This window comes from Enterobacter cloacae complex sp. IR5384 (assembly GCF_049237265.1).
GTDB lineage: Bacteria > Pseudomonadota > Gammaproteobacteria > Enterobacterales > Enterobacteriaceae > Enterobacter > Enterobacter cloacae.
On sequence record NZ_JBMKHJ010000007.1, the window covers coordinates 70593 to 83588 of the forward strand.

Here is a 12996-nt window from a genome sequence, read left to right on the forward strand (position 1 = left end):
AACAGTAAGGAGTCGCAATGAGTGTGTTAATTGCCCTGGCGGCGCTGGCGCTGCTGATGCTGGCGGCCTATCGCGGATATAGCGTTATTCTTTTTGCGCCCATTGCGGCGCTGGGTGCCGTGCTGTTAACCGACCCGGGCGCTGTCGGCCCGACGTTTACCGGCCTGTTTATGGAAAAGATGGTGGGCTTCGTCAAGCTCTACTTCCCGGTGTTCCTGCTGGGCGCCGTGTTTGGCAAGCTGATTGAACTCTCCAGCTTCTCACGCTCCATTGTTGCCGCAGCGATTCAAATCCTTGGCCGCCGCCACGCCATTCCGGTGATTGTGCTGGTCTGCGCACTGTTAACCTACGGCGGCGTGTCGCTCTTTGTGGTGGCGTTTGCCGTTTATCCTTTCGCCGCCGAACTGTTTCGCCAGAGCGGGATCCCCAAACGGCTGATCCCGGCGACCGTGGCGCTGGGGGCGTTCTCGTTCACCATGGACGCCCTGCCCGGCACGCCGCAGATCCAGAATATTATCCCCACCAGCTTCTTCGGCACTAATGCCTGGGCTGCCCCCTGGCTGGGGCTGATTGGCTCGCTGTTTATTATCTGCTTTGGCCTGCTCTGGCTGGAGCGCCAGCGGCGGAAAGCGCTCAATAACAATGAAGGTTACGGCACGGATCTGAAAAACGAACCGGAAACGCCGGACAACATTAACCTTCCCCATCCGCTGATTGCAATTTCCCCCCTGCTGGTGGTGGGGATCCTCAACCTGCTGTTTACCCGCTGGATCCCCGGCTGGTATGGCACCAGCCACGAGCTGACCCTGCCCGGACTGGCAAAGCCGATTGTGACCGAGGTCAGCAAGATCACCGCCATCTGGGCCGTGGAAGCTGCGCTGATTTCCGGTATCGTGCTGGTGCTGATCTTTGGTTTTCGCAACATCCGGGGACGTCTGGCGGAAGGCAGCCGGACGGCAGTGAGCGGCGCGATCCTGGCGGCGATGAATACCGCCTCGGAATATGGTTTCGGTGCAGTTATCGCCGCCCTGCCCGGCTTTCTGGTCTTATCCCACGCGCTGGCGGCTATTCCGAACCCGTTACTGAATGAAGCGATCAGCGTAACCGTTCTCGCCGGGATCACCGGTTCGGCTTCAGGTGGGATGAGCATTGCGCTGGCGGCCATGGCAGATAGCTTTGTCGCCGCCGCCCATGCCGCGAATATTCCGCTGGAGGTCCTGCACCGGGTGGCTTCTATGGCCAGCGGTGGCATGGATACACTCCCCCATAACGGCGCGGTGATTACGCTGCTGGCCATCACCGGTCTTAGCCATCGTCAGGCCTATGGCGGTATTTTCGCCATCACGATCATCAAAAGTCTGGCGGTGCTTTTTGTCATTGCCGTGTTCTATCTCACCGGCATTGTGTAAGGAGAATAAAATGAATCTGAACGGTAAAACGGCGCTGGTGACCGGCTCGACCAGCGGTATTGGTCTGGGCATCGCCCGCGTACTGGCAAAGGCCGGAGCGCAGCTGATCCTCAACGGTTTTGGCGACAGTGACGCAGCAAGAGAAGAGATCGCCCGGCTGGGGAAAAAACCGGGTTATCACGATGCAGATCTGCGTGACGCTCTGCAAATCGACGCGATGATGCGCTACGCCGACACGCAGTTCGGCGGAGTGGATATTCTTATCAATAATGCCGGGATACAGCATGTCGCCCCGGTTGAGGCGTTCCCGGTGGAGAAATGGAACGACATTATTGCCATTAACCTGTCGTCGGTGTTTCACACCAGCCGACTGGCGCTGCCTGCAATGCGCGAGAAAAACTGGGGACGCATCATTAATATCGCCTCCGTGCATGGGCTGGTGGCGTCAAAAGAGAAGTCAGCCTATGTCGCCGCCAAGCATGGGGTGGTCGGTTTTACAAAATCCCTGGCGCTGGAGACTGCCCGCACCGGTATTACTGCTAACGCCATCTGCCCGGGATGGGTGCTTACGCCGCTGGTTCAGCAGCAGATCGACAAACGTATCGCAGAAGGTGTGCCTGCGGATCGGGCGCGCGAGCAGTTGCTTGCGGAGAAACAGCCATCAGGAGAGTTTGTTACGCCAGAACAGCTGGGTGAACTGGCGCTGTTTTTATGTAGCGACAGCGCCGTGCACGTGCGGGGCGCGGCGTGGAATATGGATGGCGGGTGGGTCGCCCAGTGACGTATCGGCCGGGCAAGCCTGTGCTTCCCGGCCAAAACATTAGCTTGAGCAGCTGACCTCCAGCCGCTTGCCCCAGTCAGGCGGGCGGCTGACATAATCGTCGTCCCGGTCGGCAAACGGCGTGCGCAACGCTACGTGCAGCCGGTGTAATTCTGCATACTCACCTTGCTCCGCCTGCTCAATCGCCCGCTGCGCCAGCCAGTTGCGCAAGACCATCGCCGGGTTCGCCGCGTTCATCTGCGCCTGCCGGGTCGCGTCATCCACCTGCTCTTGTTGCAGGCGCGCGCGGTAAGTGGCAAACCAGTCGTCAAACGCCTGTCGGTCGATAAACTCATCGCGCAGCGGTGAGGCGGCGCTATGCTGCTCTGTCTGGCCGAGCATACGGAAGGTACGGGTATAGTCGCTGCCCTCACGCGCCATGAGCGCAAACAAGCCATTCAGAATAGTGTTATCGCCCTTCTCCTGCGTCATCAGCCCCAACTTGTTGCGCATCAGCGTGCCGTATTCGCGCAGCAATGTCTCCTGATAGCCGTCGAGCGCATCATTCAGGGCATCAACGTCGATAAACGGCGACAGGGATTGCGCCAGACGCTGCAGATTCCACAGCCCCACCGCCGGCTGATTATCAAAGCTGTAGCGCCCCTGATAGTCCGAGTGGTTGCAGATATACCCCGGCTGGTAGTCATCGAGAAAACCAAACGGACCGTAATCAAAGGTCAGCCCCAGAATTGACATGTTGTCGGTATTCATCACGCCATGGGCAAAGCCTACGGACTGCCAGCGGGCAATCATGATTGCCGTGCGGGCAACCACATCCCGGAACCAGAGGTGGTATTTGTCGGCCTCGTCCTGTAACTGCGGCCAGTGCCGTCGGATGGCGTAATCGGCAAGCTGGCGTACGTTTTCCGGCTCGCGGCGATAATAAAAATGTTCAAAATGGCCGAAACGCAGATGGCTTTGCGCAATGCGCATCAGCATGGCGCCTTTCTCTACCGTTTCGCGGACCACCGGGGTGTCACTGGTCACTATCGTCAGCGCGCGCGTGGTGGGAATACCCAGCGCATGCATCGCTTCCGACGCCAGACTTTCACGAATGGTTGAGCGCAGTACCGCGCGCCCGTCGCCCATGCGTGAATAGGGTGTGAGACCCGCCCCTTTCAGGTGCCAGTCGACCGTCTCTCCGCCGGGGAGCTGTTGTTCGCCGAGCAGGATCCCACGGCCGTCCCCCAGCTGTCCCGCCCAGACGCCAAACTGGTGTCCGCTATAGACCTGAGCGAGGGGCTGCATGCCATCGAGCAGCGTTTCCCCTCCCCAGACGCCCGCGCCGTCTGAAGGCTGGAACATTTCCGGTGGGATAGCCAGGTCGTTCGCCAGCGAATCGTTATGCCAGACAAGACGGGAATGATGTAATGGTGTTGGTTTGAGTGCGGTATAAAAACCCGGCAACTCGTCATGCCAGTGCGCAGTAAAAGACAGGGTCATAAGTCCTCCTGCTTTTAGTGTAGAGGGTTTACCCGGACTTAAACACGGGCGAAAGAAAGGGTTATCACTGAACCAGCGTGGTGACGCGCTCTGCAGAGACGGCTGGCCACAGCGCCCCCTGCATGGCACCAAAGTTGAAGGATAAAACGCGCTGCAACAGGGCATGATCGTCAATACCGGCGACGAGCACAGACTGACAATGTGACGTTATTTGCCACAGAATAGCGCGCATAAAGGGCTCAAAAGAAAGCGCTGCCGCGTGCTGCTGGATAAACCCTTTGTCCAGAATGACACGTTTAAACAAACCATCATAAACGGCTTTAAGCGAGGCTTCACCGGCACCAAAGTTTGCCAGCACCAGCGGAAAATGAATCGCCATTCTCGCCAGTTCGGGATCGTCTTTTCCGTTATTTAAACCTGGATAATTCTCATTAACAGTAAACTCAAGAAATGGATAACGCTCAAGTATTGAAACAGCGTTCCCATTACTTAATAAAAACTCAACTATTACAGGTGTAATATTGATCCATGCAATTAACTGATGCTGAATAAAAAACAGTTTGCAGGTATCAAGCAATTGCAGTTTTTCTTGAAACAACGCTAACTCTTCTGCCGGAGTCAGACGCGGGATAACGAGTTCAGTGGGGATCCGTACATCGCTGCCGACGCCAGTAAAGTTAACCGTCACCTCTAATCCTTTAAGCTCACCGGCATTATTGCGGGCAGGCTGGAGCAACAGTTCAGACTGGTAGGCATTATCTAACGTAATAATCATTGCACTCGCCCCGCATTAAAGATGAGAGAGGACATCCTGGAGCAATTGCTGACACAATTCCACTGTCTTGATTTTAATAAGTTTAATTTCATTAGATCCGTATTAATTTTCAGATTTATCCCTGAATCTAAAATAATCTTATCCTGGTTGCTGCGTAATAGCCAGTTTTAGATAAAACAGACACATAAGGACATAAGTAATTTGTTGTAAATTTAACTTTAATCATCTTATTTGCAAAAAAACGGCATGGTTTAATTGTGCCATGCCGTCAGAAATGCGTGGTCGGTGGCGGACTAAATACGTCGTGCCTGCCAGAAATTTTTACGCCAGTAAACATTATCGAGCGAAGAACGCATCACCCCACGACTGGTCGAGGCATGAATAAACTGGTTATCCGTATCATAAATGCCAACATGCAGACCACTTTCACCCGAGCCGGTTTTGAAAAAAACCAGGTCGCCGGGTAACAACTCATCTTTATCAATTTCGGTACCGATTTCAGCCTGTTTGCGCGTTTCGCGTGGAAGCTGCAAATCAAACTTATCCCGGAACGTCATCAGCACAAAGCCGGAGCAATCCACCCCACCGCGACTCATGCCACCGTAGCGATACGGTGTCCCGCGCCAGTTGCTCAGCTGATCGTTCAGGCTGGCAATCACGGTGATTGAATCTGAAAGTCGTGGGTTAGGCGGCGGTGCGCGATGGCTACTGCATCCCGCAAGAAATAACGCTGCCACCATGAGAAACCAGAATCGCATGTCCAGACGAATCCTCTGCTTTTTTTATTCTTTTCGTAATTTAGCGTGCAATGGCGCTAACAGGCAAGAAACGGTTACTCGTGTGCGGTAGAAATCAGCATCTTATGCCCTTCGATATCCAGCCTGCGGAACGGCATATGGTAAGCACGAGCGAGATTTGGCGGCGTAAGGACGCTATCGCGCGTGCCGCTGGCAATCATCTTCCCGCGCGCCAGAAGCCATACGCTGTGCGCATGGCGCAGCGTATGGTTAAGGTCATGGCTGCTCATCACCACGGCAATGCCTTGTTGACACAGCGCGCTGAGGAGCGTGTCCAGCGCCGCCTGTTGCGCCACGTCCAGACCGCTCATCGGCTCGTCCAGCAACAACAGTCGCCCGTGAGGGTTGCCCGCCGGATGGATCTGAAGGATCACCGCCGCCAGACGGACGCGCTGCCACTCGCCACCGGAAAGCTGGCTGGCATGCCGGGAAAGTTTGTCCTCTAACCCCAACGCTGCCGCCACTTCGGTGAGCAGCGCGGTCTGCTGTTTATCGTGCAGATGCAGCATCAGATAGTGCCAGACCGGCATCGCAAACGGCGGGACCTGCTGCTGAACAAGGTAGCTCCGCCGGTGCGCCAGCGCGACCGCCGACCAGTCACCAAGGGGGCTATCGAGCAAGGTGATCGAGCCTGGCCCGACTGTCAGCCCCGCCATGCGCGCCAGCAGCGTACTCTTCCCTGCCCCGTTCGGCCCCACCAGATGCAGGATTTCACCTGCACGGATGGCCGCCGTCACCGGCTCCAGACGCCCCGTCTCGGCAACGTCCGTGAGCTGCATCAGCTGCGTCATTATTTCGCCAGCGCCAGCTTGATTGACTCCATGACGATAGGATCTTCAGGCGTCATATCCGGAGAAAAACGCTGAACGACCTGGCCGTCACGACCAATCAGGAATTTTTCGAAATTCCACAGGATGTCGTCCGGATAGAGCGGTGCTCGCCCTTTGCTGGCCATACGCTCGTAAAAGCCACTGCCTTCCGGTGCCACGGCGGTCGGCGCGGCGGCCACCAGTTTGGCATACAGCGGGTGACGATTTTCGCCATTCACATCAATTTTGCTGAACATCGGGAACGTCACGCCATAGGTGGTGCTGCAAAACGTTTTGATCTCCTCTTCGCTGCCCGGCTCCTGACCCAGGAACTGATTGCACGGGAAGCCCAGTACGGTAAAGCCGTCTTTCTCCCAGGCTTTCTGAATGTTCTCCAGCTGCTCGTACTGCGGCGTCAGACCACATTTGGAGGCTACGTTCACAATGAGCAACACGTTGCCTTTGTAGCGTTCCAGGGTGGTTTTGTCCCCGTCGATGGTGGTCACTTCGGTATTCAGAATATCAGACTGCATAGCATTTCCTCAGGTTATCGATTTAACGTCCAGCTTTTAATAGTAGCCAGATAAACACCGGCGCGCCCAGCGTGGCGGTGACCACACCGATGGGCAACTCAGCGGCGTTCAGGGCGAGCCTGGCGATGATATCCGCCACCAGCAGCGTTGCCGCACCGGCCACTGCCGAGGCGGGAAGTAAGATTCGATGGTCGGTGATGCCACACAGACGCAGCATGTGCGGGATAACCAGCCCGATAAAGCCAATCGCCCCCGCCAGCGCCACGCTCACTCCCACCAGCCAGCCGATTGCAATCACCAGCGCGTTGCGCCAGACGCCAATCGGCATCCCGAGCTGGCGGGCTGAGGTTTCACCAAGAGCGAGAATATTCAGCGGCTGCGACTGCACGCCCGCCCACAGTATGACCGGGACCAGCAGCACCATCAGCCAGCCCTGCCGCCAGTCTACGCCGCCAAACCCGCCCATCATCCAGTACATCAGCTGACGCAGATCGAACGAGGTAGAGAAGTAGACCGCCCAGGTCATCAACGCGCTGCAGATGATCCCCAACGCAACCCCGGCAAGCAGCAGCCGACTGGTTGATAAATGGCGTCGTGCGAAGCGCAGGAGAATAAGGGTGATCAGCAATGCCCCGAGAATGGCACTGAGGCTAACGCCCCAGGGGGAAAGCGCCCCACCGCCGAGCATCACCGCGGCAATCAGCCCTACACCGGCGCCATTTGAGACACCGAGCAGCCCCGGCTCTGCCAGAGGGTTTTCAAACAACGCCTGCATAATGGTGCCTGAGAGCGCCAGCGCGGCACCGACCAGGATCACCGCCAGCGTGCGCGGCAGACGAATTTGCCAGACGAAAAGCTGCCCTTCAGGACCAAACCAGCGTGCCGGGCTTAGCCACTGGTCGCCGGCACACAGGCTGAAACCGGCGGCAACAAAAAGCAGCAGCACCAGCAAAAGCAGGCGGCGTCGATCGGAACGCTGTTGGCGATGGGCAAAATCAAGCATGTGTACGGTTTTATTAGCGTGAGATGTAATTGATTTTACGGCGGGTTTGCCAGCGAGAGCAAAGAAAAAAGGCCGCGAGAGCGGCCTTTTTAGTTAGTTCATATTACTCTGTTTTGGGCGTTGCGTTTTCGACACGGCTTTTTAACTTCTGTCCGGGTCTGAAGGTCACCACGCGGCGGGCTGTAATGGGAATATCTTCCCCCGTCTTCGGGTTACGGCCCGGACGTTGGTTTTTGTCTCGCAAATCAAAATTGCCAAAGCCGGAGAGTTTTACCTGCTCACCATTTTCCAGAGCACGACGGATCTCTTCGAAAAACAGCTCTACCAGCTCTTTGGCATCCCGTTTGCTAAGCCCAAGCTTATCAAACAGATATTCTGACATTTCAGCTTTTGTAAGCGCCATAGGTTCAATCCCTCAATGATGCCTGGAATCGCTCTTTTAATGCCTCTACACATTTGGCGACGGTAGCGGCAATCTCCTCTTCTTCGAGTGTACGGCTGGTATCCTGAAGGATAAGGCTGATAGCGAGGCTCTTGAAACCTTCTGCTACGCCCTTGCCGCGGTACACGTCAAATAAGTTTACGCCAACTACCTGATTTACGCCAACTTTCTTACACTCGGCCAAAATATCTGCTGCAGGCACGTTTTCAGCGACCACAACCGCGATATCACGGCGGTTTGCCGGGAAGCGAGAGACGTCCTGCGCCTGTGGAATCACGCGGTCTGCAACCGGACTCCATTCCAGCTCAAACACGATGGTACGGCCGTTCAGGTCCAGTTTACGTTCCAGCTCAGGATGAACAACGCCAATAAAACCAATGCGTTTGCCCGCTAAATAGATAGCCGCACTTTGGCCCGGGTGGAGCGCCGGAATGGCTTCTGCACGGAATTCAATTTCAGATAATTTACCGGTCAGATCGAGAATCGCTTCCAGATCGCCCTTCATATCGTAGAAATCAACCGTGCCTTTTGCCAGGTCCCAGTGCTCTTCATAGCGATTACCGCTGATGGCGCCAGCCAGCATGAGATCCTGACGGATGCCTAAATTTGCCTGATTATCCGGCACAAAGCGCAAACCGCTTTCGAAAATTCGCACACGGTTTTGCTGACGATTCTGGTTGTAGACAATCGTGCCCAGCAGGCCGGTCCACAGAGACAGGCGCATTGCCGACATCTCGCTGGAGATCGGGCTTGGCAGGATCAGCGCCTCCTGGCCTGGATGGATCAGCTGCTGCAGCTTAGGATCGACAAAGCTGTAGGTGATCACTTCCTGATAACCTTTGTCGTTCAGCATGGTTTTCACACGCTTCAGGGAGAGATCGGCTTCACGGTGGGAGCCCATCACCAGACCGGCCTGTACCGGCTCGTCAGGGATGTTGTTGTAGCCGTAGACGCGGGCCACTTCTTCCACCAGATCTTCTTCAATCTCCATGTCGAAACGCCATGACGGCGCAACGGCTTTCCACTCGTCCTGCCCTTCCGTCACGTCGCAACCCAGACGTTTCAGAATATCGGTGACCTGTGCATCGGCAACGTGGTGGCCAATCAGGCGATCCAGCTTGCTGCGACGCAGGGTAATGGTCGCGCGCTTCGGCAGCGTGCCTTCGTTGGTTACATCAATAACCGGGCCCGCTTCGCCGCCGCAGATGTCGATCAGCAGACGGGTCGCACGTTCCATCGCTTTGTACTGCAGCGCCGGGTCAACGCCACGCTCGTAGCGGTGAGAGGCATCGGTGTGCAGACCATGACGACGCGCACGACCGGTAATAGAGAGCGGGCTGAAGAAGGCACATTCCAGCAGAACGTTTTGCGTTTCATCGTTCACGCCAGAGTGTTCGCCACCGAAGATCCCGCCCATCGCCAGCGCCTTGCCGTGATCGGCAATCACCAGCGTGTCGGCATTCAGTTTTGCTTCGCTGCCGTCCAGCAGAACCAGGGTTTCACCCTCTTTCGCCATACGCACGATAATCCCGCCGTCGATACGATCTTTATCGAATGCGTGCATTGGCTGGCCCAGTTCCAGCAGAACATAGTTGGTCACGTCAACAACCGCATCAATAGAACGGATACCGCAGCGACGCAGTTTTTCTTTCATCCACAGCGGGGTTGGCGCTTTGACGTTGATACCTTTCACCACACGACCGAGGTAGCGTGGGCAGGCCTCAGGCGCGTCTACCTGAATAGGCAGGATGTCGCTGATGGTAGCAGCAACCGGGACGATCTCCGGCGCGTTCAGTTCGGTCTGGTTCAGCACCGCAACATCGCGAGCCACGCCGATAATCCCTAAGCAGTCTGCACGGTTTGGCGTCACGCTGATTTCGATGGTGTTGTCATCGAGCTTCAGGTATTCGCGGATATCGGTGCCGATTGGCGCATCCAGCGGCAGTTCAATAATGCCGTTGTGATCGTCGGAAATACCCAGCTCGGAGAACGAGCACAGCATGCCTTCAGACGGCTCGCCGCGCAGTTTGGCCGCTTTAATTTTGAAATCGCCCGGCAGCACAGCGCCGACAGTCGCCACGGCCACTTTCAGGCCCTGACGGCAGTTTGGCGCGCCGCAGACGATATCCAGCAGACGATCGCCACCCACATTAACTTTGGTGACGCGCAATTTGTCAGCGTTAGGATGCTGACCACATTCAACCACTTCGCCCACAACCACGCCGGTGAAGGCGCCAGAAACCGGCTCTACACCGTCAACTTCCAGACCCGCCATGGTGATCTGGTTGGAAAGCGCTTCGCTGTCCAGCGTGGTGTTCACCCATTCGCGTAACCACAGTTCACTGAATTTCATTGTTCTGTCCTGCCCTTATTTAAACTGTTTGAGGAAACGCAGATCGTTTTCGAAGAATGCACGCAAATCGGTCACGCCATAACGCAGCATGGTCAGACGCTCCATGCCCATCCCAAACGCAAAGCCGGAGTAAACTTCCGGGTCGATACCCACGTTGCGCAGTACGTTCGGATGCACCATGCCGCAGCCCAGCACTTCCAGCCATTTGCCGTTTTTGCCCATCACGTCCACTTCCGCAGACGGTTCGGTGAACGGGAAATAGGACGGACGGAAACGAACCTGCAGATCTTCCTCAAAGAAGTTGTTCAGGAAGTCGTGCAGCGTGCCTTTCAGGTTGGTGAAGCTGATGTTTTTATCAACGATCAGCCCTTCCATCTGGTGGAACATTGGGGTGTGGGTCTGATCGTAATCGTTACGGTAGACGCGGCCCGGTGCAATGATACGGATCGGGGGTTCCTGCTCCTTCATGGTACGGATCTGTACGCCGGAGGTCTGAGTACGCAGCAGACGGGTGGCGTCGAACCAGAAAGTGTCGTGGTCAGCGCGTGCCGGATGATGGCCTGGAATGTTCAGAGCGTCGAAGTTATGGTAATCATCTTCGATTTCCGGGCCAGTCGCCACGGTAAAGCCGAGCTCACCGAAGAAACTTTCAATACGATCGATAGTGCGGGTCACCGGATGCAGGCCACCGTTTTCGATACGGCGCCCAGGCAGAGAAACATCGATCGTCTCTGCCGCCAGACGCGCATTCAGCACGGCACTTTCCAGCGCCGCTTTACGCGCGTTCAGAGCCTGTTGCACCTGCTCTTTGGCTTCGTTTATCACCGCACCGGCTGCCGGGCGCTCTTCCGGCGGCAACTCACGCAGGGTAGTCATTTGAAGGGTCAGATGCCCTTTCTTACCCAAATATTCGACGCGGACATTGTCTAACGCGGCAACATCTGAGGCCTGATTAATGGCGGCTGTTGCACTGGCAACCAGCTCTGCGAGATGTGACATGATTTTCCTCATTATGTCGGTACAGACACCGATTTGGTGGACGTATTCTCTCAAATTCAGGCACAAAAAAAGCCTCCATCGGGAGGCTTATCTGGCGCTGTTTTTCGTTTCATCTTTCACGCGCTAGCCTCCTGAAGTCAGGTGCTAAAGTAAAAGAAGAAGCGGGAAATAGCAGCATTCATGCTTGCGTTACCTTGTGTGGTAAAAACCGTTAAGACCTTATTGAAAAGCCTGCACGGATAAAAGTCAATCTTCTGATAAGGTTATACCCTAAATAATTCGGAACGAACGCAGCCAACGCAGGTACAGCTTGAAGTATGACGGGTATATGAAAAGAGGGAGCCAGGCCCCCTCTCTCAACTGGCTTATGCCAGTGCTGCTTTCGCTTTTTCGACCAGCGCGGTGAACGCGACTTTGTCGAATACTGCGATGTCAGCCAGGATCTTACGGTCGATTTCAACAGAGGCTTTTTTCAGGCCGTTGATGAATTTGCTGTAAGAAATACCGTTCTGACGTGCTGCTGCGTTGATACGCGCAATCCACAGTTGACGGAACTGACGCTTACGCTGACGACGGTCACGGTAAGCGTACTGACCTGCTTTGATAACAGCCTGGAAGGCAACGCGGTATACGCGTGAACGCGCACCGTAGTAGCCTTTAGCTTGTTTCAAAATTTTCTTGTGACGTGCACGTGCAATTACACCACGTTTTACGCGAGCCATGTGTGCTCTCCTGTATCTATTCTAAGTTAAAAAAGTTAAACGTTAACGACTTATGCGTACGGCAGGCACGCGATAACCAGGCCCAGATCGCCTTTAGAAACCATGGCTTTTGGACGCAGGTGACGTTTACGCTTGGTAGCTTTCTTAGTCAGAATGTGACGCAGGTTAGCGTGCTTGTGCTTAAAACCACCTTTACCGGTTTTTTTGAAGCGCTTAGCAGCACCGCGTACGGTCTTAATTTTTGGCATTTTAATAACTTCCACTTCGCATTGTTAAATAAACGAAACATAGGCGAGCAAAACCTATGAGGCCCGAAGGCTCCACAGATTTTGCTGCTTGAAGGCCTTACTGTTTCTTCTTAGGAGCGAGCACCATGATCATCTGGCGGCCTTCGATCTTCGTAGGGAAGGATTCGACTACTGCCAGTTCACTCAGATCGTCACGGACGCGGTTAAGCACTTCCATACCAATCTGTTGGTGGGCCATTTCACGACCGCGGAAACGCAGTGTGATCTTGGCCTTATCGCCATCTTCCAGAAAGCGAATCAGGCTGCGGAGTTTTACCTGATAATCGCCATCGTCGGTACCAGGACGGAATTTAATTTCCTTAACCTGGATAACTTTTTGCTTCTTCTTCTGTTCCTTAGAAGACTTACTTTTTTCATAAAGGAACTTGCCGTAGTCCATGATACGACAAACTGGCGGTTCGGCGTTAGGGCTGATTTCAACTAAATCTACTCCAGCTTCTTCAGCTTTTTCGATTGCTTCTCTCAGACTCACAATCCCCAGCTGCTCGCCTTCCAGACCTGTTAAGCGAACTTCCTGGGCGCGAATCTCGCCATTGATACGATTCGGACGTGCCGTTTGAACTCGTTTTCCGCCTTTAATACC

At 55.1% G+C, this 12996-nt stretch carries 15 protein-coding genes; 2 read left to right on the forward strand and 13 right to left on the reverse strand.

Annotated elements, in window-relative coordinates:
* Positions 1-17: 17 nt before the first annotated feature.
* Positions 18-1409, forward strand: a complete 1392-nt coding sequence (locus tag ACOTX3_RS08550; RefSeq protein WP_058679435.1) for a GntP family permease — start codon at positions 18-20, stop codon at positions 1407-1409.
* Positions 1410-1419: 10 nt separating this feature from the next.
* On the forward strand, positions 1420-2190 hold the full coding sequence (locus ACOTX3_RS08555; protein ID WP_013096993.1) for a 3-hydroxybutyrate dehydrogenase: 771 nt from the start codon (positions 1420-1422) through the stop codon (positions 2188-2190).
* A 39-nt stretch (positions 2191-2229) separates the two neighbouring features.
* On the opposite strand, the gene selO is transcribed toward ACOTX3_RS08555, so the two are convergent.
* From selO to infC, 13 genes are all read right to left on the reverse strand, one after another.
* A complete protein-coding gene (gene selO / locus ACOTX3_RS08560; RefSeq protein ID WP_013096994.1) occupies positions 2230-3672 on the reverse strand; it encodes a protein adenylyltransferase SelO in 1443 nt (480 codons plus the stop codon).
* A gap of 64 nt (positions 3673-3736) precedes the next feature.
* Positions 3737-4447 (reverse strand): EAL domain-containing protein, encoded by a 711-nt coding sequence (locus ACOTX3_RS08565; RefSeq protein ID WP_038980279.1) that lies wholly within the window; start codon positions 4445-4447, stop codon positions 3737-3739.
* Between the two features lie 293 nt (positions 4448-4740).
* Positions 4741-5205: a C40 family peptidase gene (locus ACOTX3_RS08570; protein WP_023620702.1), complete on the reverse strand. Its 465-nt coding sequence runs from the start codon at positions 5203-5205 to the stop codon at positions 4741-4743.
* Positions 5206-5279: 74 nt separating this feature from the next.
* Positions 5280-6035 (reverse strand): vitamin B12 ABC transporter ATP-binding protein BtuD, encoded by a 756-nt coding sequence (gene btuD, locus ACOTX3_RS08575; RefSeq protein ID WP_045902862.1) that lies wholly within the window; start codon positions 6033-6035, stop codon positions 5280-5282.
* On the reverse strand, positions 6035-6586 hold the full coding sequence (locus ACOTX3_RS08580; RefSeq protein WP_020688363.1) for a glutathione peroxidase: 552 nt from the start codon (positions 6584-6586) through the stop codon (positions 6035-6037). Before ACOTX3_RS08580 ends, btuD begins: the two co-directional genes overlap by 1 nt.
* Positions 6587-6608: 22 nt before the next feature.
* Positions 6609-7589 carry a vitamin B12 ABC transporter permease BtuC gene (gene btuC, locus ACOTX3_RS08585; RefSeq protein WP_038419164.1) on the reverse strand — a complete coding sequence of 327 codons (981 nt, stop codon included), beginning with the start codon at positions 7587-7589 and terminating at the stop codon, positions 6609-6611.
* Positions 7590-7692: 103 nt separating this feature from the next.
* Positions 7693-7992 carry an integration host factor subunit alpha gene (gene ihfA / locus ACOTX3_RS08590; RefSeq protein ID WP_013097001.1) on the reverse strand — a complete coding sequence of 100 codons (300 nt, stop codon included), beginning with the start codon at positions 7990-7992 and terminating at the stop codon, positions 7693-7695.
* Positions 7993-7996: 4 nt separating this feature from the next.
* Positions 7997-10384 (reverse strand): phenylalanine--tRNA ligase subunit beta, encoded by a 2388-nt coding sequence (pheT, locus tag ACOTX3_RS08595; protein ID WP_058679436.1) that lies wholly within the window; start codon positions 10382-10384, stop codon positions 7997-7999.
* Between the two features lie 15 nt (positions 10385-10399).
* Positions 10400-11383, reverse strand: a complete 984-nt coding sequence (gene pheS, locus ACOTX3_RS08600; protein WP_013097003.1) for a phenylalanine--tRNA ligase subunit alpha — start codon at positions 11381-11383, stop codon at positions 10400-10402.
* A gap of 137 nt (positions 11384-11520) precedes the next feature.
* Positions 11521-11565 (reverse strand): pheST operon leader peptide PheM, encoded by a 45-nt coding sequence (pheM, locus tag ACOTX3_RS08605; RefSeq protein ID WP_159108210.1) that lies wholly within the window; start codon positions 11563-11565, stop codon positions 11521-11523.
* Between the two features lie 183 nt (positions 11566-11748).
* The gene (rplT, locus tag ACOTX3_RS08610; protein WP_000124850.1) at positions 11749-12105 is read right to left on the reverse strand and encodes a 50S ribosomal protein L20; all 357 of its coding nucleotides are present in this window, start codon (positions 12103-12105) and stop codon (positions 11749-11751) included.
* A 50-nt stretch (positions 12106-12155) separates the two neighbouring features.
* On the reverse strand, positions 12156-12353 hold the full coding sequence (rpmI, locus tag ACOTX3_RS08615) for a 50S ribosomal protein L35 (protein WP_001124225.1): 198 nt from the start codon (positions 12351-12353) through the stop codon (positions 12156-12158).
* Between the two features lie 97 nt (positions 12354-12450).
* Positions 12451-12993, reverse strand: a complete 543-nt coding sequence (gene infC / locus ACOTX3_RS08620) for a translation initiation factor IF-3 (protein ID WP_023616141.1) — start codon at positions 12991-12993, stop codon at positions 12451-12453.
* Positions 12994-12996: the final 3 nt, after the last annotated feature.

What these genes read in the sequence shown, in the direction of transcription:
- ACOTX3_RS08550 (WP_058679435.1), top strand. Translation starts at nt 18, where the DNA reads ATGAGTGTGTTAATTGCCCTGGCGGCGCTGGCGCTGCTGATGCTGGCG.
- ACOTX3_RS08555 (WP_013096993.1), top strand. Translation starts at nt 1,420, where the DNA reads ATGAATCTGAACGGTAAAACGGCGCTGGTGACCGGCTCGACCAGCGGT.
- selO (WP_013096994.1), bottom strand. Translation starts at nt 3,672, where the DNA reads ATGACCCTGTCTTTTACTGCGCACTGGCATGACGAGTTGCCGGGTTTT.
- ACOTX3_RS08565 (WP_038980279.1), bottom strand. Translation starts at nt 4,447, where the DNA reads ATGATTATTACGTTAGATAATGCCTACCAGTCTGAACTGTTGCTCCAG.
- ACOTX3_RS08570 (WP_023620702.1), bottom strand. Translation starts at nt 5,205, where the DNA reads ATGCGATTCTGGTTTCTCATGGTGGCAGCGTTATTTCTTGCGGGATGC.
- btuD (WP_045902862.1), bottom strand. Translation starts at nt 6,035, where the DNA reads ATGACGCAGCTGATGCAGCTCACGGACGTTGCCGAGACGGGGCGTCTG.
- ACOTX3_RS08580 (WP_020688363.1), bottom strand. Translation starts at nt 6,586, where the DNA reads ATGCAGTCTGATATTCTGAATACCGAAGTGACCACCATCGACGGGGAC.
- btuC (WP_038419164.1), bottom strand. Translation starts at nt 7,589, where the DNA reads ATGCTTGATTTTGCCCATCGCCAACAGCGTTCCGATCGACGCCGCCTG.
- ihfA (WP_013097001.1), bottom strand. Translation starts at nt 7,992, where the DNA reads ATGGCGCTTACAAAAGCTGAAATGTCAGAATATCTGTTTGATAAGCTT.
- pheT (WP_058679436.1), bottom strand. Translation starts at nt 10,384, where the DNA reads ATGAAATTCAGTGAACTGTGGTTACGCGAATGGGTGAACACCACGCTG.
- pheS (WP_013097003.1), bottom strand. Translation starts at nt 11,383, where the DNA reads ATGTCACATCTCGCAGAGCTGGTTGCCAGTGCAACAGCCGCCATTAAT.
- rplT (WP_000124850.1), bottom strand. Translation starts at nt 12,105, where the DNA reads ATGGCTCGCGTAAAACGTGGTGTAATTGCACGTGCACGTCACAAGAAA.
- rpmI (WP_001124225.1), bottom strand. Translation starts at nt 12,353, where the DNA reads ATGCCAAAAATTAAGACCGTACGCGGTGCTGCTAAGCGCTTCAAAAAA.